The organism is Dietzia timorensis (genome assembly GCF_020742175.1).
GTDB lineage: Bacteria > Actinomycetota > Actinomycetes > Mycobacteriales > Mycobacteriaceae > Dietzia > Dietzia timorensis_A.
The window spans coordinates 1-24031 of the sequence record NZ_DYXM01000111.1; the positions used below are offsets into that span (position 1 = coordinate 1).

General features: G+C 64.8%; 20 protein-coding genes, 1 tRNA gene and 2 pseudogenes. 17 read left to right on the top strand and 6 right to left on the bottom strand.

The features are described 5' to 3' along the window. From K8V11_RS06000 to der, 8 genes and pseudogenes are all read left to right on the top strand, one after another. Nucleotides 1-246, top strand: a pseudogene (locus K8V11_RS06000) (ADP-ribose pyrophosphatase); the annotation flags it as partial. A 39-nt stretch (nt 247-285) separates the two neighbouring features. After that, a complete protein-coding gene (locus K8V11_RS06005; RefSeq protein WP_303911671.1) occupies nt 286-1233 on the top strand; it encodes a site-specific tyrosine recombinase XerD in 948 nt (315 codons plus the stop codon). A gap of 84 nt (nt 1234-1317) precedes the next feature. Continuing rightward, nucleotides 1318-2193 (top strand): ParA family protein, encoded by an 876-nt coding sequence (locus K8V11_RS06010; RefSeq protein ID WP_303911703.1) that lies wholly within the window; start codon nt 1318-1320, stop codon nt 2191-2193. Between the two features lie 169 nt (nt 2194-2362). Further along, nucleotides 2363-3124, top strand: a complete 762-nt coding sequence (locus tag K8V11_RS06015; protein ID WP_303911705.1) for a ScpA family protein — start codon at nt 2363-2365, stop codon at nt 3122-3124. After that, a complete protein-coding gene (scpB, locus tag K8V11_RS06020; RefSeq protein ID WP_303911674.1) occupies nt 3115-3762 on the top strand; it encodes an SMC-Scp complex subunit ScpB in 648 nt (215 codons plus the stop codon). Before K8V11_RS06015 ends, scpB begins: the two co-directional genes overlap by 10 nt. A 30-nt stretch (nt 3763-3792) precedes the next feature. Then, nucleotides 3793-4596, top strand: coding sequence for a pseudouridine synthase (locus tag K8V11_RS06025; RefSeq protein WP_303911676.1), 804 nt, complete (start codon nt 3793-3795; stop codon nt 4594-4596). Further along, nucleotides 4596-5288 (top strand): (d)CMP kinase, encoded by a 693-nt coding sequence (cmk, locus tag K8V11_RS06030; RefSeq protein WP_303911677.1) that lies wholly within the window; start codon nt 4596-4598, stop codon nt 5286-5288. Before K8V11_RS06025 ends, cmk begins: the two co-directional genes overlap by 1 nt. A 2-nt stretch (nt 5289-5290) precedes the next feature. Next, nucleotides 5291-6781 carry a ribosome biogenesis GTPase Der gene (gene der / locus K8V11_RS06035; protein WP_303911679.1) on the top strand — a complete coding sequence of 497 codons (1491 nt, stop codon included), beginning with the start codon at nt 5291-5293 and terminating at the stop codon, nt 6779-6781. A 51-nt stretch (nt 6782-6832) separates the two neighbouring features. Here the strand turns inward: der and K8V11_RS06040 are convergent, their stop codons facing one another. Genes K8V11_RS06040 through K8V11_RS06055 form a run of 4 tightly spaced genes read right to left on the bottom strand, consistent with a single transcriptional unit; the run spans nt 6833 to nt 14030 of the window. Continuing rightward, nucleotides 6833-10810 carry an amino acid adenylation domain-containing protein gene (locus K8V11_RS06040; RefSeq protein WP_303911680.1) on the bottom strand — a complete coding sequence of 1326 codons (3978 nt, stop codon included), beginning with the start codon at nt 10808-10810 and terminating at the stop codon, nt 6833-6835. A gap of 1 nt (nt 10811) precedes the next feature. Continuing rightward, complete coding sequence (locus K8V11_RS06045) at nt 10812-12086, bottom strand: alpha/beta hydrolase-fold protein (RefSeq protein ID WP_303911682.1); 1275 nt, start codon at nt 12084-12086, stop codon at nt 10812-10814. Next, nucleotides 12086-12310 carry a phosphopantetheine-binding protein gene (locus K8V11_RS06050; protein ID WP_303911684.1) on the bottom strand — a complete coding sequence of 75 codons (225 nt, stop codon included), beginning with the start codon at nt 12308-12310 and terminating at the stop codon, nt 12086-12088. Before K8V11_RS06050 ends, K8V11_RS06045 begins: the two co-directional genes overlap by 1 nt. A gap of 46 nt (nt 12311-12356) precedes the next feature. Next, nucleotides 12357-14030 (bottom strand): (2,3-dihydroxybenzoyl)adenylate synthase, encoded by a 1674-nt coding sequence (locus tag K8V11_RS06055; RefSeq protein WP_303911686.1) that lies wholly within the window; start codon nt 14028-14030, stop codon nt 12357-12359. Between the two features lie 220 nt (nt 14031-14250). Here K8V11_RS06055 and fdhD point away from each other — a divergent pair, with 220 nt between their 5' ends. The 3 genes from fdhD (at nt 14251) to K8V11_RS06070 (ending at nt 16291) form a co-directional block, all read left to right on the top strand. Continuing rightward, on the top strand, nt 14251-15126 hold the full coding sequence (fdhD, locus tag K8V11_RS06060) for a formate dehydrogenase accessory sulfurtransferase FdhD (protein WP_303911688.1): 876 nt from the start codon (nt 14251-14253) through the stop codon (nt 15124-15126). 70 nt (nt 15127-15196) lie between these two features. Beyond that, a complete protein-coding gene (locus K8V11_RS06065; RefSeq protein WP_303911689.1) occupies nt 15197-15580 on the top strand; it encodes a hypothetical protein in 384 nt (127 codons plus the stop codon). After that, complete coding sequence (locus K8V11_RS06070) at nt 15581-16291, top strand: DNA alkylation repair protein (RefSeq protein ID WP_303911692.1); 711 nt, start codon at nt 15581-15583, stop codon at nt 16289-16291. It begins immediately after the preceding gene. Between the two features lie 105 nt (nt 16292-16396). Here K8V11_RS06070 and K8V11_RS06075 read toward each other — a convergent pair whose 3' ends face one another. Together K8V11_RS06075 and K8V11_RS06080 are read right to left on the bottom strand one after the other, a co-directional pair. Further along, nucleotides 16397-17842 carry a dicarboxylate/amino acid:cation symporter gene (locus K8V11_RS06075; protein ID WP_303911694.1) on the bottom strand — a complete coding sequence of 482 codons (1446 nt, stop codon included), beginning with the start codon at nt 17840-17842 and terminating at the stop codon, nt 16397-16399. A 301-nt stretch (nt 17843-18143) separates the two neighbouring features. Next, a tRNA-Pro gene (locus K8V11_RS06080) sits at nt 18144-18217 on the bottom strand. Between the two features lie 263 nt (nt 18218-18480). Between K8V11_RS06080 and gdhA the strand changes: the two genes are divergently transcribed. The 6 genes and pseudogenes from gdhA to K8V11_RS06110 form a co-directional block, all read left to right on the top strand. Further along, nucleotides 18481-19827: an NADP-specific glutamate dehydrogenase gene (gene gdhA / locus K8V11_RS06085; RefSeq protein ID WP_303911695.1), complete on the top strand. Its 1347-nt coding sequence runs from the start codon at nt 18481-18483 to the stop codon at nt 19825-19827. A 191-nt stretch (nt 19828-20018) separates the two neighbouring features. After that, nucleotides 20019-21044, top strand: a complete 1026-nt coding sequence (locus K8V11_RS06090) for a metal ABC transporter substrate-binding protein (protein ID WP_303911697.1) — start codon at nt 20019-20021, stop codon at nt 21042-21044. After that, nucleotides 21045-21797 (top strand): metal ABC transporter ATP-binding protein, encoded by a 753-nt coding sequence (locus K8V11_RS06095; protein WP_303911698.1) that lies wholly within the window; start codon nt 21045-21047, stop codon nt 21795-21797. After that, nucleotides 21797-22759, top strand: a complete 963-nt coding sequence (locus K8V11_RS06100) for a metal ABC transporter permease (protein WP_303911699.1) — start codon at nt 21797-21799, stop codon at nt 22757-22759. The genes K8V11_RS06095 and K8V11_RS06100 overlap by 1 nt, the downstream gene beginning before the upstream one ends. Beyond that, nucleotides 22756-23664 carry a metal ABC transporter permease gene (locus K8V11_RS06105; protein WP_303911701.1) on the top strand — a complete coding sequence of 303 codons (909 nt, stop codon included), beginning with the start codon at nt 22756-22758 and terminating at the stop codon, nt 23662-23664. Before K8V11_RS06100 ends, K8V11_RS06105 begins: the two co-directional genes overlap by 4 nt. A 39-nt stretch (nt 23665-23703) precedes the next feature. Further along, nucleotides 23704-24031 (top strand): annotated as a pseudogene (locus K8V11_RS06110) (hypothetical protein); the annotation flags it as partial.

Below are 24031 nucleotides of genomic sequence, written 5' to 3' on the forward strand. Positions count from 1 at the left end.
GGGCGGCTCGAGCCCCTCGTCACCCTCGCGACGAGCCCCGGCTTCTCTACGGAAATAGTGCAGGTGTTTCTCGCAACCGATCTTGCGGAGACGCCGAAGCAGATTCGGGAGCACGAGGAAGCGGAAATCGAAATCGACTGGGTGCCGCTCCGGACAGTTGTAGAACGGGTGCTGTCCGGGCAGATCATCAATGCGATCGCGGTGGCAGGGGTGCTGGCGGCGGCGCGACGGCTCGGCGTCTCCTGACATGGCCTGCGCGGCACGCGGAGGGGAGAGGCCTGCCGGATGAGCGCCTCCGACGTCATAGCTGATTATCTCAACCATCTCGCGGTGGAAAAGGGGGCGGCCACGCTTACCCTCGCTGCGTACCGCCGCGACCTCGCCCGGTATCAGGAGTACCTCGACGCGGTGGGGGTCGACGATCTTCGGGCCGTCGATAGCGGTCACGTCGAGGAGTTCCGTGGCCGGCTGGGCCGTGGCGACGCCGAGGCCGGGCGGAAGCCGCTGGCGGCGAGCTCGGTGTCGCGCACCATGTCGGCGGTGCGTGGACTGCACAAGTTCGCTGCGAAAGACGGAGCGGTCGCGGACAATGTAGCCGCCGCGGTCGCCCTGCCGAGCTCGGGGCAGCGACTGCCGAAAGCACTGACGGTCGCCGAGGTGTTCGCGATGATCGATGCGTCGGGGGATACCGAGGTCGACACCGATCCCGGACGCATACGCAACCGAGCGATGATAGAGCTGCTGTATTCGAGCGGGTTGCGCGCGAGCGAACTGATCGACCTCGATGTCGACGACGTGGGGGCCGTGGCGCGCGCCGAACCCGGCGAGTTCGCCGCGATGAGGGTGACCGGAAAGGGGTCCAAGGAACGATTCGTTCCGGTCGGCGGTCCGGCCAGGGAGGCGCTCGGCGCGTACCTCGTGCGTGCGCGACCGGCGCTCAACAAGGCGGGAAAGCCCGCGCTGTTCCTCAACAAGCGGGGCGGGCGGGTGAGCCGACAGACGCTCTGGCAATTGGTCGGCGAGTCCGCGCGGCGGGCCGGGATCGACACCGAGGTGTCACCGCACACGCTCAGGCATTCGTTCGCGACCCACCTTCTCGAAGGTGGCGCCGATATCCGCGTGGTGCAGGAGCTGCTCGGACATGCGTCGGTGTCGACGACACAGATCTACACGAAGGTCACGATCGAGACGTTGAGGGAAGTCTGGGCCGAATCCCATCCGCGCGCGAAGTAGTCAGGCGGTAGGGTTGTTGAGAATGTGCCAGAGGCACGGGGACTGCCAAAGGAGGAGCGGCGAATGGCGAGCGAGGCAAGGCCAATGGACCCGGCTCTGTTTTCGCGAGCAGAGCTACTCGGCAGCGACAGCGATGCGGCCGGGGACGGGTTCGAGGCGATTCCCGAACCTCAGCCGCTGAGCTCCCATGGGCCTGCCGTGACCGTGGCCGTCTGTAACCAGAAGGGCGGCGTTGGCAAGACCACGAGCACGATCAACCTCGCCGCGGCCTTGGCCGAATACGGGCGCCGGGTGCTGGTGGTCGACCTGGACCCGCAGGGCGCGCTGTCCGCGGGGCTCGGGGTGCCACATCACGAGCTCGACCTCACGGTGTACAACCTGCTCATCGATTCGTCGGTGGCGACGGACGAGGTGCTCGTGCGCACGCGCGTCGACGGCGTCGACCTGATCCCGGCGAATATTGACCTGTCGGCGGCCGAGATCCAGTTGGTCAACGAAGTGGGGCGCGAGCAGGCGCTCAACAGGGCGATTTATCCCATCGCCGATCGCTATGACTTCATCCTCATCGACTGCCAGCCCTCGCTGGGGCTCCTCACCGTCAACGCATTGACCTGCTCGGACAACGTGGTCATCCCGATGGAATGCGAGTACTTCGCGCTCCGCGGGCTCGCGCTGCTGACCGACACGATCGACAAGGTCCGGGACCGGCTCAATCCGCGACTCCACCTCGGCGGGATCCTCATCACGATGTTCGACCGCCGCACGATCCACGCGCGCGATGTTCTGTCCCGCGTCGTCGAGGTTTTCGGCGACCGGGTTTTCGATACCGTGATCACTCGGACCGTCCGATTCCCCGAGACGACCGTCGCTGGGGAGCCGATCACCTCATGGGCGCCAAAATCTGCCGGCGCCCAGGCCTACCGCGCGCTCGCCCGTGAAATCATCGCCCGGGGACGCTGAGGCCGCCGAGCTCGCCGCCGAGGCTGCCGAAGCTCTCGCCGAGAATGCGGGCATCGGCGCGGAAGCGGTTCCCGAGGCGCAGGAGGCCTCCGAGGCCGGGAACGCCGGTCTTGGAGAGAACGGCACCGAGCAAGATGCCGAGGGCGACGACGGTACATTCAGCGTCCACCTGAAGAACTTCACCGGCCCCTTCGATCTGCTCCTCCAGCTCATCGATTCCAAGCGCCTCGACGTGACCGAGGTTGCGTTGCACGAGGTCACCGACGAGTTCGTGGCATACACCCGCGACCTCGGCGCGGAAGCCGGCCTCGAACAGGTCACCGAGTTCCTCGTCGTCGCCGCGACATTGCTCGACCTCAAGGCGGCACGCCTGATCCCGCACGGGGAGGTCGAGGACCAGGAAGACCTGGCACTGCTACAGGCACGCGACCTGCTGTTCGCGCGGCTGCTCCAATTTCGTGCTTTCGCGCGAGTGGCAGACATGTTCACAGAGCTCGAGCGCGCGGCCATGCTTGGCTACCCGCGCGCAGTGGGACCAGAGGAACAGTTCGTCGGGCTGCTTCCGGAAGTCGAGATCGGACTCACGCCGGACGGCTTCGCTGAACTCGCCGCGGTGGCCATGCGGCCGCGTCCGGTCGACGAAGTGGGGATCGGGCACATTCACGCTCCCGCCGTCTCAGTGCCCGAACAGGCAGGGAAGATGCTGGCCATGTTCCGGTTGCGCGGGAAGAACGAACCGTTCGGATTCGCCGAGCTGGTCGCCGACTGTGGGGAGTCACTGGAAATCGTCGCGCGATTCCTCGGCCTGCTCGAGTTGTACCGAGCCAGGGCGGTGGCTTTGTATCAGGACGATCCAGACGACGATCTCATCGTGACCTGGACCGGTGAAGACGCAGACGATGTGATCAAAGGGAGCGACGAATGGAACTGAACGACGAACTGGACGAGGCGGAAGCGCCGCGCCCGGACCTTCGCGCGGTGCTCGAGGCGCTGTTGCTTGTCGTCGACATCCCCGCCACCGAATCGCAACTCGCCCACGCGGCGAATGTCGAGGCGTCCGAGGTCTCGGAGGTGCTGCGCGAGTGGCAACGCGAGCTCGACGAGGCCGGGTCCGGGATCGACCTTCGGTCGACGGCCGAGGGCTGGAGGCTATATACGCGCCGCCAGTACGCTCCCTACGTCGAGCGGCTGCTCCTCGATGGGACGCGCTCGAAGCTGTCGCGCGCTGCGCTGGAGACCCTCGCCGTGATCGCCTACCGCCAGCCCGTCACGAGGGCGCGGGTTTCCGCCGTCCGCGGGGTCAACGTTGACGGCGTGGTGCGCACGCTCGCGGCCCGAGGGCTTATCGTGGAGGCAGGCAACGACCCCGACACCGGTGGGCTTCTCTACCGCACCACCGAATTGTTTCTCGATCGAATGGGCCTTTCGGGCATCGAAGAACTCCCCGACATCGCACCACTTCTTCCCGACATCGATGTCGTCGACGAAATGTCCGACGACCCCGACGAGGACCCCCGCTCGCCGCTTTCTCGTAAGCAGCGCGGCACCGTAGACTCGGAAGATGCGTAATTCCGACCAGATACAGGACTGATACAGACGATGACAGATCCCGCTAGCCGAGACGGCACACCGGAGGATTCACCCCAGGAGCAGAAGCAAGCTCCTTCGCGTGAACCCGTCCGTCTCCAGAAAGTACTCGCACAGGCCGGAGTCGCCTCTCGCCGTGCCTCCGAAGAACTCATCGCGCAGGGACGCGTCGAGGTCGACGGCAAGACCATCACCGAACAGGGCGTGCGGGTCGACCCGCTGTCCTCGGTGATCCGCGTCGATGGCACCCGCATCGTGCTCGACGACACGCTCGTGTACCTCGCGCTCAATAAGCCCAAGGGCATGCACTCGACGATGAGCGACGAATTCGGCCGCCCATGCATCGGTGATCTGGTCGCCTCCCGAGTTGACTCGGGACAGCGGCTGTTCCACGTCGGGCGTCTCGACGCCGAGACCGAGGGGCTCATCCTCGTCACCAATGACGGCGAGCTGGCGCATCGACTCATGCACCCCTCGTACGAGATCCACAAGACCTACATCGCCCACGTCAACGGTGTTGTGAGCAAGGGGCTGGGCAAGAAGCTGCGCGCCGGCGTCGAGCTCGAGGACGGGCCCGCATCGGTGGACTCGTTCTCCGTCCTCGACATCCACGACGGCCATTCGTTGGTCAAGGTCGTGATTCACGAAGGGCGCAAGCACATTGTCCGCCGGCTCCTCGCGGAGGTGGGACACCCCGTGGAGGCGCTCGTGCGCACGAAGCTCGGTGGCGTCCACCTCGGTGACCAACGCCCGCGCAGCCTGCGCAAGCTCAACCGCAACGAAATCTCCGATCTGTACACGGCGGTGGACCTCTGATGCCGACCCAGACACACAACGTACGCGTCGCCATCGACGGGCCTGCGGGTACAGGAAAGTCCACGCTCGCCAGGAAGCTTGCAGGGCGCATCGGCGCCGCGTATCTCGATACCGGCGCGATGTATCGCGCTGCGACGCTCAAGGTGCTCGAGAGCGGGGTCGACCCCGAAGACACCGCAGCCGTGGTAGCCGCAACCAAGGACTTGGAATTGGAGATCGGCTCGGATCCGAGCACGTCCGTCGTCATACTCGAGGGGAAAGACGTGTCCGACGAGATCCGAACCTCCCGGGTGACCGAGTCGGTTTCCGCGGTATCGGCGATTCGCGAGGTGCGTGAAAACCTCGTGGCGCTACAGCGGAAGCTCGCCTGGAGCGGCGACCGTTCGGTCGTGCTCGAGGGGCGCGACATCGGCACGGTCGTATTGCCGGACGCGGAGGTCAAGGTGTTCCTTACCGCGAGCCCGGAGGTGCGCGCGCAGCGCCGCACCGACCAGGACACCGCCGCAGGTCGCGCGGCGGACTACGACGAAATTCTCGCTGCGGTGGTTGCGCGAGACGAAAAAGACTCCAGCCGTGCCGAATCGCCGCTGCGCGCGGCCGATGGCGCGGTGGTGGTCGATACCTCCGAGCTGGGCATCGACGACGTGCTCGAGCGTCTGGCGGACCTGGTAGCAAAGGCACAAGGAAAGTGACTATGAGTGACAACGAGAGCGGCGACATCGCCGCCGAGGACATTTTCCCGGCTGCACCCGCGGGCGACGACGTCGTCTACGAGGACGGCGACGATTGGGCCGATGACACCGACTGGGACGCCGTCGCGGCAGAGTACGCCGACGACCTGGGCGACGAGTTCGACGAGGCCGAGGTACTGCCGACCGTCGCGATCGTCGGCCGCCCGAACGTGGGCAAGTCGACGCTGGTGAACCGCATAATCGGTCGCCGTGAGGCCGTGGTCGAGGACGTTCCCGGCGTGACCCGCGACCGAATTTCCTACGAGGGCCTGTGGAACGGTCGCCGCTTCATGGTGCAGGACACCGGTGGCTGGGAACAGGACGCGAAGGGGCTGCACCGCTCCATCGCACAACAGGCCGAGATCGCGATGAACACCGCCGATGTCATCGTGCTCGTCGGCGACGGCACCGTGGGTATCACCTCCGGTGACGAGACGGTCGCGAAGACGCTGCGCCGTTCTGCGACGCCGGTGATCCTCGCGGTGAACAAGGTTGATTCGGAAAAGGCCGAGCTCGAGGCTGCGGAGTTCTGGGGGCTCGGCCTCGATGAGCCGTTTGCGCTGTCCGCCGCCCATGGCCGCGGCACCGGCGATCTGCTCGACAAGATCGTCGCGACGCTTCCGGACCGGGCGAAGGCTGCCGATACCGCGGAGGGCACCCCGCGCCGCGTGGCGCTTGTGGGCAAGCCAAACGTCGGTAAGTCGAGCCTGCTCAACAAGCTTGTCGGCGAGGAACGCTCGGTGGTCGACAACGTGGCCGGGACGACCGTCGACCCGGTCGACTCACTCGTCGAGCTCGGCGGCAAGGTGTGGCGCTTCGTCGACACCGCAGGCCTGCGCCGCAAGGTCAATCAAGCCTTCGGGCACGAGTACTACGCCTCGCTGCGCACCAAGGGCGCGATCGAGGCTGCCGAGATCGTGATCCTCATGCTCGACGCCTCCGAGCCCGTGACGGAGCAGGATCTGCGTGTGATCTCCATGGCCGCCGATGCCGGTCGCGCCGTGGTGATCGCGTTTAATAAGTGGGACCTCGTCGACGAGGATCGTCGCTACATGCTCGACAAGGAAATCGACCGCGAGATGAGCAAGATCCTTACGTGGGCGCATCGCGTGAACATTTCCGCGCAGACGGGACGGGCGGTGCAGAAGCTCGTGCCCGCGATGGAGACCTCGCTCGACTCATGGGATAAACGCATCCCGACGGGCGTGCTCAACTCCTGGCTCAAGGACGTCATCGCGGCGACACCGCCGCCGATGCGAGGCGGGCGGCTACCGCGCATCCGCTTCGCCACGCAGGCGACGACGCGCCCGCCGACGTTCGTTCTCTTCTCCTCGGGCTTTATCGAGGCTGGCTACCGTCGCTTCCTCGAGCGCAAGCTTCGCGAAACATTCGGGTTCGACGGTTCGCCCGTGCGGATCAACGTGCGCGTGAAGGAACGGCGCCAGCGCAAGTAGGCGCCAGTGTGTCGCCAAGGTGGCCGGCCGCTCTCCAGCGGCCGGCCATTCTTATTCGGCGAGCACCCTGGCAAGCCGTTTAAGAGAGGCCGGCGCCACGAGCCCGGGGTGGGACACCGGAAGCTCGGCCACGTCCAAGTCGGTCACGAATGGTCGCCAGGTTTCTTCGTCCATCGCCTCCGGGTTGAGTGCAGCCTTGAAGAAGTGCACGTCGCCGTCATAACGCCTGGTGTCGTGGTTTTTCATTATCCGCGCGTTATGGCCGACCATATCGATGACGGCGGACAGCGCGGTCTCCGGGAGCGAACCAAATGCGCCGCCCCGTGCGCGGATTGCGTCGAGCACGATGTTCCGGTTGAGCTCGCCATCGGCGCCCATGGTGACATCGCTGCGGTCCACGCCTGCCATGGTAAGCATGCCCTCAAGCCGCTCTACGTCTGTAGGGCTCGGCAAGCCCTTCCAGAGTTCGGCAGGGTACGCGTCGAGCAGGACGAGCCTTCGGATTTCGATTCCGTGGGCTTGAAGCGTGACAGCGGTTTCCTGCGCAAGTACTCCGCCGACCGACCAGCCGACGAGGTCCACCTGCGTCGGGCGTGCGTCGGCAGGAAGCGAGTCGAGCTGCGCGAAGAAGTCCTCGCTCGCGCGGCGAGCGCCGTCGGTGATCGAGACGACCGAGTCCGCGTTATCGGCGATGCCGGGCGACTGCACCGCGTACACGCCGCGCCCCGGTTCGAGGTGGGAGACGAGGCCGGCGTAGGACCAGCCGAGTCCGCCGGCTGGGTGGAAGCACAGCACAGGGATGCTGCGTTCGTGGTGTCGCAGCGGGAACCATGGCGACAAAGCTTGGGAGGCTTCGCCGGCGTAGGCCGAGGTACGGGCAAGGCGGCGCACCGTTTTCGCTCCGAAGATGTCGGCGATGCTCACCTCGTCGCCGAGCGCCTCGGAAAGTGCCGTGGCGAGCCGAACCGCGACGAGCGAATTGCCGCCGAGGTCGAAGAAGTTGGCGGTGACGGAGACATCGTCGAGCCCGAGTTCGTCGGCAAAGTGCCGCGCGATGAGATCTTCGCGCTCGTCCGCGGCGCTCACGTGGTCTCCGAGTTCCGCCGGCGCGGGAAGGGCCCGCTGGTCGAGCTTGCCGTTGATCGTCATGGGTAGCTCGTCGAGAGTAACCACGAGTGGAACCATGTAGTGGGGAAGGTTCGACGCGGCATGCGCCTTCACCTCGTCCGCAATAGAGACGTCGACATCCGAGTCCGACGGCACGATGTACGCGACGAGGCTCAGCTGCCCGCCGAGCGTGCGAGCGACGACCGCACACACGCCGACTTTCTCGTGCTCGCCGACGACCGCCTCGATCTCGCCAAGCTCGAGCCGCTGACCGCGCAGCTTGACCTGCGAGTCGTTTCGACCGTGATACAGGAGCTGCCCGTCGGAGCGCCACGAGGCGATATCGCCGGTCGCATACATGCGATGTGGCCCGGCGGAGGCCTCGCCTGCGAACGGATCGAGGACGAACCGCTCGTCGGTGAGTTCGGGCTGTCCGAGATAGCCGCGTGCGAGCTGGACGCCAGCGAGGAATAGTCGCCCCGGCGCACCCACGGGGAGCGGGCGGCCTTTGTCATCGAGCACATAGCAGCGGGTATTCCACACCGGCGCGCCAATCGGGATCGTCGCCTCGCCCCGATAGGTGAAGGCGGTCACGTCGATCGACGCCTCTGTCGGGCCGTAGAGGTTGTGCAGCGCGACGTCGAGGCTCCGCACGCACGTTTCCGCAATCCCGGCGTCGAGTGCCTCCCCGGAGACGACGACCTGCGCGAGATCGGGCAGCTCACCCGGGGCTGCGTCGAGAAATACCTTGAGCGCGCTGGGGACGAAGTGGCAGAAGGTGGTCCCAGACGCGCGCAGCTCGACTGCCATCCGTGCCGGTTCGAGGTGGACGCCATCGCCCGCGATCGCCAAACGCACACCGTGCGTGAAGGGCAGCAGGAATTCCCACACCGATACATCGAACGAGCACGCGGTCTTCTGCATGAGCGTGTCCGCCTCGCCGATCGCGTAGTAGTCGCACATCCATTCAAGCCGGTTGACAATGCCCTCGTGGGGAACCGCCACGGCCTTGGGCTCGCCAGTGGATCCGGAAGTAAAAAGAACGTAGGCCGTGTCCTCCGGCTGCGCAGCCTTTGCCGGTATGACGTCGGACGTGCCGATTCCCTCCGTCTCCACGGTGCTCGACGGGCGTAGAGCGTCCTCGTCGATCCTCAACTTGGAGGAGAACTCGATGTCCGACTGCGTACCGGTGACAAGCAACCGCGGCGCTGCGCGGGCGATCATGCCATCCAATCTGCTCGCCGGCAGATCCGGGGACAGCGGAGTCCACGCCGCTCCCGCGGCAACCGTCCCCGCGATGGCGATGCACAACGCGGGGCCGCGTCGTAGGTGAATCGCGACGACATCGCCCGAGCCGATTCCGGCAACGCGAAGGTGATCTGCGAACGCGTCGACCTCCGCCCACAGCTCGCCCCACGTCAGCTCATTCCCGTTGTGCCACAGTCCGGGCGCGCCCGATTTTGTCGGCGATGCGAGATCCGCGTCGCGGCGAGCGTCGAGCAGCGACATCAAGGTCGAGTCCGCCGGAACGCGGAGCGCGTGCTCGGTGTCGTTGAACCGCTCGATCACTTCCTCGCGTTCGTTCCCTCCGAGCAGATCGACTTCCTCCCACCGCGCCTGCGGTTCGCGTTCGAGAGTCTCCACCATGCGGGTAATGAAGCCCGCCAGGCGCTCGGCGTGCGCCGTGGCCGAGCGGCGATCATGAAGTGACGTGTCGGCCAGGACATGCAAGTCCATTCCGCCGTCATTCTCGGATTGGAAAATGAATTCCAGGTCGTGCACCGGCCCAATGGAAATGGTCGTGAGCTCGGCTACCGATTCGCCGAAGGTGAAGCGCGTGGTGAACGGGCGCATATTGAAGCTCGGGCCGGTGAGATGTCGATCCGGGTCGGCGAGCCCGATGTCGCGGCGCAGGTCCTCGGCCCGATAGGCGCCATGCCGGCGTGCGCCGTCGAAGCTCTCGCCGATGGTTTCAATCGATTCGGCGATGGTGCGCCTCGGCGGGATGAGGAGCGGGAGCACATTGACGGCTGGGTCGACGGCGGTCTCCCGCTGGCCGAGCGGGCGGTTCATCAATGGCAGACCGAGCGACACGGGATCTGCGTCTTTGCTCGTTCCGGCGCCGCTGAGCGCCGCGAAATAGTGGCCCGTGGCCGCGGCGAGCAACACCGCCTCGTTCGAACCGGTATCCTTCGCTGCAGCACGTAGACGAGCGCGGGTGTCCTGCGTGATCGCCGCGTGAACCGCGTGCACCGCCGGTTCGCTGCTGTTGTCGCGGGGTGTGCCGAGCGGGCTTAGATCCAGCGGGATTTCCCGGGAGGTCCAGTACTGCCGGTCCGCCTCGGATGGAGACGGCTTGCCGGCATTCCCAGTGTTCGACGCATAACTCCGGGCGGCGGCAAGCACGTCGGCCGGGTCTTGGAACGGCGCCTCAGGGCGTTCCTCGCCCTGCACTACAGCTGTATAGGTCGCCGCGATCCACCGGATGATCGCCGATATCGACAGCCCATCACCGACGATGTGGTGGAAGCGGGCAAGCCACCCGACCTGGCCGCCGGGAAGGTGGAGGATGGAGTGTCCCGACAGCGCCTCTCCGGACAACTCACCGGAGCAGCCGAGAAAGATTTTCCGCGTGCACCACTCGATGACGTCGGTGTCCTCGGGAACACGCGTCTCCTCGACCTCGTAGCGGTGAGGACGCGCGGCCATTACCGGTGCGCCGGAAGCATCGGTGGTGAACACCGACTGCAACGCCGGAACCTGATCGAGGCACGTCGAGATCGTGTCTGACAGGACCGCGATATCCGGAGGCGCGTCGAAGGTCAGCAGCTCGGCGCACTGGTACTCGCCGGAGCCGGGCCGGGCAGCCTGGCCGAACCACACCGACGCCTGGCCTGGGGTGAGCGCGAGGGGCAGGGGCATCTTAATTCCTAAGAAGTTCTGCGAGATGGGCGAAGAGCTCGCCTCGCCAGCAGGAGTCGTCGTGGCCGCCGTCGTAGACGTGGATTTCGGCGTCCCAGCCGGATTCCTTCATCGTCAACGCGAGCTGGTGAGCGCGTGGCAGGCTCGGCCCCTCCCTGGTGCCGACAGAGAGCCGAATGCGGGGAGCCGGGGCCACGCCCGGTGGCGAGGTGAACTGCTCGATAATCCATTCTCCTCCGCCGCCGGTTTGCATATCCATGGGAGAGCCGCCGCGCTGGGGTGTGCGCCACAGGGACGGCGACTGTGCGATCGCAGTGCCCCACACACCGGGATGCTCCAGAACGCCGCAGAGAGCGGACAGACCGCCGAGGCTCTCGCCGGCGACGAGTCGTTCACGTGAGCCTCGCGGCGCGAGCGAGAGACCGTTCTCGTTCGCCAACTCCTCGGCCCAGGGGACCAGGTGCTCGGCGACATGGCGGAGGAAGTCGAATCCGGTGCCCAGCGATTCCATTCGGTCGCGCATCGAGCTGTTCGCCACAGAGACCACGGCAATCGGCGGAAGAATCCCCTGGGCAATCGCAAAGTCGAGCGCGCGGGGAAGTCCGAGGCCGCCGAACCATTTCTCCGCGTCGAACATGGTGAGAAGCGGCAGCTCTGTGGTTCCGGTGGAAATGGCGGGAAGATAGAGGTGGCACCGCTTTTCGGTGACACCATCGGCGCCGGGAAATGGGGCGGTGCGCTCTGCGATCGTGCCGCGCACCTCGTGGCGAAGGGCCTCGGCGGATTCCCATTCGGGCTGTGCGGGGCACAGCCTCGCGCGGAACACCGACATCCCGTAGCGTCCCTCGATCTGCGCGGTCGGTGGGAGAGCGTTGAGTGGATCGAACTGCATGCCGCCCCGTTCGAGGCGCGGCGGTCCGACCTCCTGCACCTGCCCGGGGGAAAGCTCGCGGAAGCAGTAGGTCGCTCTGGTCGTGTCGGTCAGCTCCAGGGTGCGCACCCAGATATCGGTGCCTTCGACATGATTCATCATCCCGAGCGGAATGTTGTCCTTGTCCGTGACCCGATTGACGAAGAGATACACCGAGCCCACGTCGTCGGCGGGCGTACGCCGCCAAAGGAACGTCACGCGTTTCGAATCCTTCTCGACCAGCGGCGTGCCCAGGACGGCCACCTCAGACCAGAACGTGTCCAGTTCTTTCGCCGAGGCGCCGGACATGGCCGCGTCGAGACCCCCCTCATCGATGAATCCGGCGCGAATAACGTGCGTCCGCATCACGAGGCTCCGAGGGCATCGATCCATTGTCCGAGGGTGGGAAGGGAGATCAGCTCCTGGAAATCGACCTCATTGCCCTCGGCACGCCAGTTCTCCACGAGCATCACCATCCGCAGGGAATCCAGGCCCGCGTCGGAGAGCGTGGTGTCGCGGGAAATCGTGGAAGCGTCGACCTCGAGGATCGCGGCGACGTCGTCGATGATTCGTTGTTCGGACAAGGCCATCAAGGGGTCCTTTCGTCGGGAAAATTACTCGGCGGGGAAGTGCTGATCAGCCGAGGAGGTCGGCGAGGTAGCGACGCAGCTCGCGACGGCTCGTCTTTCCTACTCCTGTAGAGGGGAAGGCGTCGGCGAACTCGAAACGGTCGGGGACCTTGTACTCGGCGACGCCGCGCTCGCGCACGAACGACTTGAGCTGCTCGGCGCTGGGCGGCGCGGGGGAAATAACGTATGCGCACGAACGCTCGCCGAGGAACTTGTCGGGGACGGCTACGAGCGCCACGTCGACGACCTCGGGGTGTGCGAGCAGATGGTTTTCGATCTCCTCGGCGGAGATCTTTTCCCCGCCTCGGTTGATCTGGTCTTTCGCACGTCCCTCGACAACGAGGTAGCCGTTGTCGAGCCGACGCACGATGTCCCCGGAACAATAGAAGCCGCGGTCGTCGAACGATTCGGAGTCGACCCCGCCGAGGTAACCGCGGATCGTGTAGGGCCCACGGGTCCAGAGGTTGCCGCGCTCGCCGGGGGCGACCAGCTCTCCGGCGTCATTCCTGATCTCGATCTCGTCGCCGGGGGAGACAGGGTGGCCCTGAGTGCTCGCGCGCAGGTCTTCGGGATCGTCGAGGCGGGTGAAGTTGCACAACCCTTCGGCCATACCGAACACCTGCTGGACGGTCGCACCAAGCTCCGGTCCGATCCGGCGCGCCGCGACCTCGGGGAATTTCGCGCCGCCGACCTGCATCACCTTTAGAGACGTTAGGTCCTTGTCGATCATGGATCGTGTGGCGAGCCATGTCAGCGCCAGCGGCGGCACGAGCGAGACCATCGTGCAACGCTCGGCCTCGATCGCGGTGAACGCCGCGGTCGGCGTGGGATCGGAGCAGAAGACGACGGTACCACCATGCATGAGCACACCGATGATTCCCGGCGAACTCATCGTGAAGTTGTGCGCGGCCGGAAGCACGACGAGCATCCGCGTCGCCTCCGAGCAGCCGGCGATCGCCGCCTGCTCGCGGATCGAATAAAGGTAGTCCGCATGCGTGCGCGGAATCAACTTCGGCGTGCCGGTCGTGCCGCCCGAAAGCTGCAGGAACGCCAGGCCTTCCGGATCGGGCCGCGCCGGCGCATCTTCGCCCATGACGGCGGAGCCCCGCACCGCGCCAAGCGAGACGAACTCGCCCGGGTCCTCGTCCGCGACGATAACCAGCGGAACCTGCGTCTCGCCGCGCTCTGAGAGGCTGGCCAGAACCTTTCGCGCAAGCGCTCGGTGGTCGAAGCCGCCGAACTCGCCGACGGTGATGAACGCACTGGCCTTCGCGGTGGTGATGAAGTGCTCGATCTCGGACTCGCGGTGCGCCGGGAGGCAGAACACAGGGAGGGCGCCGAGGCGGAAGAGCCCGAACACCACGACCGCGTAGTCGGTGATGTTAGGAAGCTGCACCAGGACCCGGTCCCCGGGACGGATATCGTGAGCGGCGAGTCCCGAGGCGAGCTCCGCGGTCGCGGCATCCAGCTCCGCGTACGAATAGCGCGCTTCCTGCCCGCGGAAATCCCTGCCGACGACTGCTTCGGAGTCGCCGAAGCGTCGCGCCGCGTCCGGAATGAACTCCGCGAACGTGGCGTCAGTCCAGAAGCCCGCCGCGCGGTAGTGCTCCGCGAAATCGCGAGGGTAAAACTCCATCGGGAGCTCCAGATCGTGGTGAGGTACTTCGATGCTCGACGTCATTCTCGGAGTTCTCCTCGGGGCTGGTCGTGGGCAACGTCGTCGGGGGAGACAGTACAGCCTAACCTAAATTGTCTAAGCGTTGGGTGTTCGTGACGCCGCACCTCGACCGCCGATGAGTACGATGGATCCACATGGAAGAGCGTCCTGAACTGTCGAAATGCGACCAGCGTTCGTAAGCATTGGCGGTTTCGGGCGAGCCGACGGCCGAGAGGACGGCGAAGTGGGAAGAGCGACAACTCGGATGCGGATCCTGCGCATCGGTCCCGCCGCGCAAGAAGCCACGGCGGAGGCAGGCAGCGGGCCTTCGGAGGGCGCGCATTCAGTCGACCCGCGGCCCGACACACTCGTCGTCGAGGAGCCGATGGAGATCCGCGTCAACGGCACCCCCTTGGCGGTCACGATGCGCACCCCGGGTTCGGATGTGGAGCTCGCTCAGGGGTTTCTTCTCACCGAGGGGGTGGTCGCGGGTCGCGAGGAAATCTCGGTTGCGCGCTACTGCAATAGCGTTGACGAAGCAGGCCGTAACACCTATAACGTTCTCGATATCGCCCTGGCGCCCGGCGTGCCCGAACCCTCTACGGGTGTCGAGCGCAACTTCTATACGACCTCGTCGTGCGGGGTGTGCGGGAAGGCGTCGCTCGACGCGATCCGAACCCGCACACGGCATTCCCCTGTGGGAGACCCGGTCCGGATTTCCACCGACACGATCCTCGGGTTACCCGGCAAGCTGCGCGAGGCGCAGAAGATCTTCTCTTCTACAGGCGGTCTTCACGCCGCGGGTCTCTTTACCCATGACGGCGAGCTGCTGTGTCTGCGGGAAGACGTGGGTCGCCACAATGCCGTGGATAAACTCGTCGGATGGGCCCTGGAGAACGGCCGCATTCCGCTGCAGGGAACTATCCTGATGGTCTCCGGTCGTGCCTCTTTCGAGCTGGTTCAGAAGGCGGTGATGGCGGGGATTCCCGCTATGGCAGCGGTCTCGGCTCCATCGTCGCTGGCCGTCGACCTCGCCAGGGAGTCGGGGATGACGCTCGCCGGCTTCGTCCGCGGAGAAACGATGAATATATACGCACATCCCGAGCGGGCGGAGGAGTGATTCCTGTGCTGCGGTGCGCCCGTGGGCTCATCAAAAGTACGCCGTTCGAGGCAGCGCGATAAAGGAGGACATGGTGGACCAGAACACTTCATCGACCGGAGGCGGAAGCGCCGCATGGGCGCTTTTCGATACTCTCGGGCAGGCACATTCCGATGCCTCCAACGATCGAGCGGTACCGGAGGTGAAGCTTCTCGATGTGCGCGAAGGCGTGCGCATCATCCGCATCGCTTTCAGAGCCGGCGACGTCATGGCATCCCATAAGGCGCCCGGGCCGATCGTGCTGCTGGGGCAAACCGGCGACGTTGCGGTACGCATCGGCGAAGACGACGACGCCGATGCCGAGGACGTGACGCTTCGACCGGGTTCGGCGCTACATATCGACACCTCCAAGGTGCATAGCCTGTCCGCCACCGAGCCGGCGACCGTGACGCTTCTCCTTCTCATGGGTTCTTAGATGACAGCCGCAGAGGGCCGCATGACCGCCGATGTCGATGCTCGGCCGTCCGCCGCCGAACTTGTAACGGAACTTACGAATCTCGAGGACGCGAAGGTCCGAGCCGTGAACGAGAAACACGGCGATACACACGGAGTGAACCTGACGAAGCTTCGTGCTGTGGCGAAGCGCGTGAAAACGCAGCACGAACTTTCGGTCGAGCTGTGGGAGACACAAGACCCGAACGCCAGGCTGCTCGCGTTGCTCATCTGTAGCCCGAGGAAATTCGACGGCGACACGCTCGACAAGATGCTTCGCCAGACGCAGTCGCCTAAGGAACAGGACTGGCTCGTTAGCTACGTCGTAAAGAAAAACAAGAGTGCCGAGGAACTGCGTACTCGGTGGCTCGCGGATGACGACGGCGATGTGGCGAGCGCAGGGTGGGCGCTTACGAGCGACCGGGTCAAAAAGAAGCCGGAAGGGCTTGACTTGTCGGAATTGCTCGACGAGATCGAATCCTCGATGCGTGACGCGCCGGAACGCCTGCAGTGGGCGATGAACATGTGCCTGGCCTACATCGGTATCGAGAGCCCGGAACATCGCGATCGCGCTCGGAACATCGGGGAACGGTTGGAGGTCCTCAAGGACTATCCGACCCCGCCCAACTGCACCTCGCCATTCGCGCCAATCTGGATCGACGAAATGGTCAGGCGCAAGGAGGGGACGGCGTAGCCGTTCTTCGCTGTCGGTATAGCAGAGAGCTCCCTGGGTCGGCGAGGGATGTGGATCCTTCGCGCTCCCCGGGGAGCTCTCTTGGGCGGAGAGGAAATCTCTGAGCTACGAGGTCGTCACCGACGCCCTGCTGCGCGCTGGCGACTCTTCGTCGGCGGGGGTTGTAAGTCGAGCCGAGTCGCTGTCGTCGATTTCGTGGGAGGCGACTGCCGCCGGTTCGCCGGACGGCAGCCCCGACCGGGCACTGTCCCACGTATTTCGGTCCCAGATGCCGGCACGCTTGGACACGACCGTGGCTACAAGTGCCTGACCGGTGACATTCACTGCGGTGCGGCCCATGTCCAGGATGGGCTCCACGGCCAGGAGTAGGCCGACGCCGGAAAGTGGAAGGCCGAGGGTCGACAGCGTGAGAGTGAGCATCACCGTCGCGCCGGTCGTTCCGGCGGTCGCGGCCGAACCGAGAACGGAGACGATCATGATCAGAACGTAATCGGTAAATCCGAGGGGAAGGCCGTAGAACTGGGCAACGAAAATAGCTGCAATCGCGGGATAGATTGCCGCGCAGCCGTCCATCTTGGTCGTGGCGCCGAGTGGAATGGCGAAGGAGGCATATTCCCGCGGCACGCCCATTGATTGCTCGGAAACCCGCTGGGTCAGCGGCATGACGCCCATCGACGAGCGGCTGACGAACCCGAGGCTGGTTACCGGCCAGACACGGCGGAAGAACCCGAGAACGGGGATTCGATGCGCCGCGAGAACGACCGGGTAGAGAACACCGATAACGAGTGCCAGTCCGATGTAGATGGCAATGGCGAACTTGCCGAGCGAACCGAGAGCATCCCATCCGTAATCGGAAACGGCGTGACCGATAAGTGCTGCGGTGCCGATCGGGGCCAGGCGGATGACCCACCACAGCACCTTCTGCACCACGCTGAGGAATGATTCGGTGAACTTGAGGAACGGTTCCGCTGCGGGACCGACCTTGACAGCAGCGGCACCGATGACGCCGGCGATGACGAGAAGCTGGAGTACGTTGAACGCGAGCGTGGTCTCGCCGTCGCTCGTCGAAGTGCCGAGGCCGAGAATGTTCTCGGGAACGATGCCCTGAATGAAGGCGAGCCAGCTCCCGGTGCTCTCCGGTTCCGCGGCGCTCGAGGCGGCAACGCTCGTCCCTTCACCGGGGCGAACCAACAGGCCAACGCCGATCCCGATCAGAACCGATGCCGCGGCCGTGATCATGAACCAGAAAATCGTGCTGACCGCCAACTTCGCGGCGTTGGTGACCTGGCGAAGATTCGCCACAGAAGTGATCACTGCCGCAACGACAAGCGGCGGGATCATGACCTTGAGTAGCTGGACGTACGTGTCGCCGACGCCGCTGAGTAGTCCTGCCAGGGCACCTTCGGACCCCTGAGCTCGCGCAATGAATCCGAGGATGAGCCCGACGATCAGGCCTGCAATGACCTGTGCTCCGAATCCTCGTGACCAAGAAGGTAGCCGGCTGAGGCCGCGCGGCGCGCGTGCTTCACCTTGCGACTGTGTTTTCGGCATTCCTGTTGTTCTCCTTGTTCCACGTAGACGCGGCGTGAGCCGAGCTCGCGCTGATAAAAAACTCTGGGACGTTGCCGGCGTCGTGGAGCACATTGGTTCCGAGAGGCATTGCGGTCGTCCCTGCCACCCTGGGACAACAGGCGGGGGGCCGCAAAACATTCCTGTGCGTTGATCTGCGCAATAGTTGCGCGCGCCGTCAGCCCTGTAGAGGACGAAAGTTGTGGCGGGTTTCTGCTGGATACAGGAAGAAAAAACGACCCCGGAATACACCGAAGTCGTTCGATTCATGAAGATTTACTTGTCGGGCTGGCGGGATTCGAACCCACGACCCCTTGACCCCCAGTCAAGTGCGCTACCAAGCTGCGCCACAGCCCGTCCATCGCGTTGGCGACGAGACAACCTTAGCCGATAGCGTCCGGCTCGCCCAATCCGGCTCGAACGAACGCCGGGGGCATATCAAAAAGGACGCTTGTTCTATAAGATGTTCTCTGGTCCTGTTACGGAGAACACCAAAATTGCAGCCTGGTTTCCTCAGTAGCCGCCTTTAGAAAGTTGATGAAGGCGCACTGAGAAACCAATGGCCTATTAGCGGACTGGGGAGCATGCCCAGTTGCTCGCCTAAGGATGAAAGAGGGTTCATGTCCAAGGTTGATTCGCATTTGATCGATGTCTATGACGAGGTTGTTCGTCGCAATCCGGGGGAACGCGAGTTCCATCAAGCCGTTCGCGAGGTTCTCGAATCTTTGGCACCGGTTGTCGCCAAGCACCCCGAATACACCGAAGCATCGATCATAGAGCGAATGTGTGAACCAGAGCGGCAGATCATCTTTCGTGTTCCGTGGGTCGATGACGCCGGCAACGTGCGCGTCAACCGCGGTTTCCGAGTCGAGTTCAATTCGGCACTCGGCCCATACAAGGGCGGGCTTCGCTTCCACCCGTCGGTGTATTTGGGGATCGTCAAGTTCCTCGGTTTCGAGCAGATCTTCAAAAACGCCTTGACCGGGCTTCCTATCGGCGGCGGAAAGGGCGGCTCGGACTTCAACCCCCGAGGACGCTCCGACGGCGAAATCATGCGTTTTTGCCAGTCGTTCATGTCCGAGCTCCACCGGCACATCGGCGAATACACCGACGTGCCCGCAGGCGATATCGGAGTCGGCCTCCGCGAAGTGGGATATCTCTTCGGCCAGTACAAGCGCCTGACAAACCGTTATGAATCCGGTGTCCTCACCGGAAAAGGTCTTGGCTGGGGCGGCTCCCTGGTGCGCACCGAGGCGACCGGCTACGGCACGGTGTTCTTCGCCGACGAGATGCTCAAGACGAAGAACCAGAGCTTCGAGGGCAAGAAGGTCGTCGTTTCCGGCTCCGGAAACGTGGCGATTTACGCGATCGACAAGGTTCACGAGCTCGGCGGTACCGTAGTCGCCTGCTCAGACTCGGCCGGCTACGTCGTCGACGAGAACGGGCTCGACCTTGATCTGGTCAAGGAGATCAAAGAGGTTCGCCGCGACCGCATAAAGGACTACCTGCAGACGCATAAGTCGGCGTCTTACGTGTCCGGCGGTTCCATCTGGGACGTGGAGTGCGACATCGCACTCCCTTGCGCCACGCAGAACGAGATCGAAGAAGACCAGGCGGTCAAGCTCGTGAAGAACGGGTGCTCCCTCGTCGCCGAGGGCGCCAACATGCCGAGCACCCCGGAGGCGATCCGGATTTTCCAGGACGCCGACATCCTCTACGGCCCGGGCAAGGCGGTTAACGCCGGTGGCGTCGCCACCTCGGCGCTCGAAATGCAGCAGAACGCCTCGCGGGATTCGTGGTCGTTCGAGTACACCGAGGAGCGTCTCCAGCAGATCATGCGGGACATACACAAGCGGTGCGTCAAGACTGCAGACCAGTACGGTTCCCCCGGCAACTACGTTGTCGGAGCCAATATCGGCGGATTCACCCAGGTAGCCGAGGCAATGCTGGCGTTCGGCGTCATCTAGGTATTGGCGCCGGGCCGTGACCGGATCCCGGCTCCGGCTACTACGAGACGCGCCGCGTCTTCTGTGGCATAGGAATGACTCATCCTGAAAGGGCCCCGACACGGGGCCCTTTCGTCATTTCCGGTGTCCAAACAACAACGCGCCCAAAGGCACATTGAATTGTTTGAAGACTCTAAGTTAGAGTTTTGTGCATGGTCACACGCAAGAGCGGAGAGCGAGGAGTGCCAGGTCCGGCGCAGATCACTCTTGCGTGCCTGCTCTTGTTGGCCGTACTTGTCAGTGCGATCGGATTCGCCCGGGCGGACGAGACCGACGAAGGCAAGGGGCCTCAGGTTTTTGCGACGACGGGATTCATCGCCGACGCGGTCCGCAATATCGCCCCGGATGCGGAGGTAACGACGCTCGTCGGGCCGGGTGGCGATCCGCACCATTACCAGCCGTCGACAAAGCAGATTCAGAAGATGCTTGGTTCGGATGTCGTCCTGTGGAACGGCCTTTATCTGGAAGCTCAGATGGTCGACCAGCTCGCGGGGCTGAGGGAGAAGCAGATGGCCGTAGCCGACGCGATTCCAAGGGGCGAACTCATCGCCACCACGAAAGAGTCGGTGACCGGTGCTGGCGGGCTCGAACGGGACAACGCCACCGCCGCCTACGATCCGCACATCTGGAACAGCCCTGCCTTGTGGCAGCAGACTATCGAACCCATTGCCGACAGGTTGTCCGAACTGCGCCCGGAGAACGCGGAAGAGTACGCGTCGAACGCGCGCGAATACATCCGACAGATCGATGACATCGCGCGGCAGGCGCGGGACGTTGTTTCCGGAATTCCCGTCGAGGACCGAGTGCTTGTCACCGGGCACGATGCGTTCGGTTACCTGGGGCGTGACCTGGATATCGACGTCCACGCCACGGATTTCATCGCCGCGGATGCGCAAGTGAGCGCCAATCAGCTCAGCGGACTCGCAGACATGATCGTCGACGAACGTATCCGAACGATATTCCTCGACAACCAATCCAACCCGCAGGCCATCTCCAGTCTTCGCGAAGCGGTGCAGGCGAGAGGCGGAACGGTGTCGATCTCACCCGACGCGCTATATGCGGATTCGCTCGGCACCGAGGCCGAAATGAGTACCTACACAGGCGCGTACCGGCACAACGTCGAATCGATCGCCGGCGCGATGCGCCAAACACATGACGAGAAGATAGCGGGGGAGTAGATGTCTGCAGAGCATTCGATGGCATGCCAGGTGGAGAACCTGTCGGTGGCCTACAAGGACACTGCCGTTCTCCAGCGCGCGACCTTCGACGTCCCGGCAGGGGTCGTCATGGGCATCGTAGGACCCAATGGCGCCGGAAAGTCGACGCTGCTCAAGGCGGTGCTCGGACTTCAGCCACCGCTGACCGGTCGGGCCGTATTCTTCGGGCAGAAACTCGCCAATGTGCGTTCTCGTGTGGGATACATGCCCCAATCCTCCGGCGTCGACTGGGATTTTCCTGCAAGCGTGTTCGACGTGGTGCAGATGGGGACATTCGCTCAGCTCGGCTGGTTTCGACGCCCTGGTGCTCAACAGAAGAAGAGCACCTTTGAGGCTTTGGAGATGGTGGGCATGTCCGACTTCGCGGGGCGGCAATTCGGCCAGCTCTCCGGCGGCCAGCGCCAGCGCGTGTTCCTCGCCCGGGCGCTGGTGTCCTCCCCGGATCTCTACATTCTCGACGAGCCATTTCAGGGCATCGACGCCAAGAGTCAGGCCGCCATCGCCCGCGTTTTCGCCGACCTGCGCTCGGACGGCAAGACGATTGTGTTCGTTCACCACGACCTTGGCTCCGTGCGCGAATACTGCGATCAGGTCACCCTGCTCAACCGCACGGTCGTCGCGAGCGGACCGGTGGATACGACCTACACCACCGACGCCATCGGAGAGACCTTCGAGATGAGCCTCGACGAACGCGCGCTTTCCGGGGCTGCCTGATGGACGCTTCCATCCTCGCGTTGGCTCCCACCGAGTTCCTCGCCGACCACACCTACCGCACCGTTCTCCTCGGGACGGTCTTAATCGGTATGACGGCGGGCGCGCTGGGCTGTTTCGCCTACCTACGCAAGCAGGCGCTCATCTCCGACGTTGTGTCCCATTCGGCCCTGCCGGGCGTGCTCGCGGCCTTCCTCATCGCCTCGCTGGTATTTGGCTCGGACGGGCGGTCGATGCTGTGGCTCCTCATCGGTGCGATCATCACGGGCGTGGCGGCGTCGCTGCTGTCCAACAGGATTGCCGACAAGGCTCCGATTGGCCACGACTCCGCGATGGCGGTCGTTCTTGTCACGTTCTTCGGTTTCGGCATGCTTCTGATGAGGGTGATCTCCGACGGCGACTATGCCGGTAAGGGCGGGGTACAGGACTACCTGTTCGGCAACGCGTCCGTGCTCACTTCGGGAGACGTGTGGATGAGCGCGGCCACGGGCGCTGTGGCGCTCGCCGTCATGGCCGGGTTGTGGAAGCAATTCGCCCTGCGCACCTTCGACCCGGTCGCCGCCGAGGTCGCGGGGATCCCGCCGCGGTTCATCGATGCCGCGATGTTCGGCGCGGTCGCCATAGCAACGGTCAACGGAGTCAAGGCGGTCGGTCTCGTGCTGATGGTGGCTTTTGTCGTCACCCCGCCGGCGATCGCGCGACAGTGGACCCACCGGCTCGGCCCGATGGTCGCGCTCGCCGGCGCGGTCGGAGCGGGCGCGAGCGCGCTGGGGGCGTACCTGTCGATCGCGCTGGGCGGCCTTCCCACAGGACCCGTGGTCGTGATCGTGCTCTTCGTCGCTTTCGTGTTCTCGGTGGCGTTCGCTCCGGGGCGCAGCATTTTCGCCCTCGCAGCACGCAGGTCCCGGCTGCGCCGGCAGCTTCGCGCCGACGTGCTCGCGGGGGCGGAGGGAGGCGCGCGATGAGCTTCGCCGTCGGAGTGCTCCTGCTCGCCGTCGTCACCGCGATGGCGTGCGCGCTGCCCGGAGTCTTTGTGGTCGTGCGAGGGCAGGCGATGCTCGTCGACGCGATCTCGCACGCAATCCTGCCGGGCATTGTCGTCGGTTTCGCGCTCACCGGGGAGATGCAGTCCCCGGCGCTCGTGGTCGGCGCCGCTCTGGCCGGGCTTCTCGTGGTGCTCGGCACCGAGGCGATCGCGCGTACCGGGCTCATCACCGGGGACGCGCCCCAGGGCCTCGTCTTTCCGGCGCTGTTCTCTGCCGGAGTGCTCATGGTCTCGGCGTCGTTTGGCGATATTCATCTCGATACCCACGCGGTGCTCGTCGGCGATCTCAACCTCGTCGCCTTCGAACAGATCGAGGTCGCGGGCCGGGAGATCGGGCCCAAGTACCTGTATGTGATGCTCGCCCTGCTCGCGCTCAACTCCGTCGTCATAGGCGTGCTGTATAGGCGACTGGTCGCCGCGACCTTCGACCCGGAGTTCGCACGGGTGGCGGGCCTCGCGCCGCAGCGCGTCGGGTTGGCACTGATGTTCTGCGTCGCCATGACGGTGACCGGCGCATTCAACGCTGCAGGAGCAATCCTCGTGGTCGCGCTGGTCGTGGTGCCGGCCGCGACCGCGCGGCTCGTCGCCGACCGGCTCCCGGCGATGATCGCGATCGCCCTTGCCGTGGCGGGCGTGGGCGCCATCGCCGGGTTCGGCCTCGCCTACGCCGTCGACGCACCAACGAGCGCCGGAATGGCCGTGTTCTACGGGCTGCTCTTCGCGGCGACCCTCGCGGCGCGCGGAGGTCGGCGCGGGAGACGCACCACAGGTGCTCGGCGCGGCGAACGACGCCCGGCAGCACGTAACCTGGTGGGCGGCAGCTAGTAGGTAGCGAGCCGCCGAACGGAAGAGGGTGAGCGAGCGGTGGCGAAAGAGCCAGTGGGCACGGCCGAAAACGGGGAGACGCGATCGTCACGCGATCGGGTCGTCGCGGACGTCGAGGCGTTGTGCGCCGGGCGCGAACTAGATGGTGTGCGAGAGCTTTCCGATCCCGCCGCGGTGCTCATCGCCAGCGGACAAGTTTCGCCGCCTGTGGGCCGTATCGCCGTGCAGCGCATCCGTAACGGGCTCGGCTTCCCCGGCAACGGTGGCTACCACCAACTTCGCACGCTCGCGGTGCAGACCCAGGCTGCGATCGACGCCGCGGAGCGGCCCCAGCCGGCGATGGTGCGGTGGACCTCCCGCGCCGTTG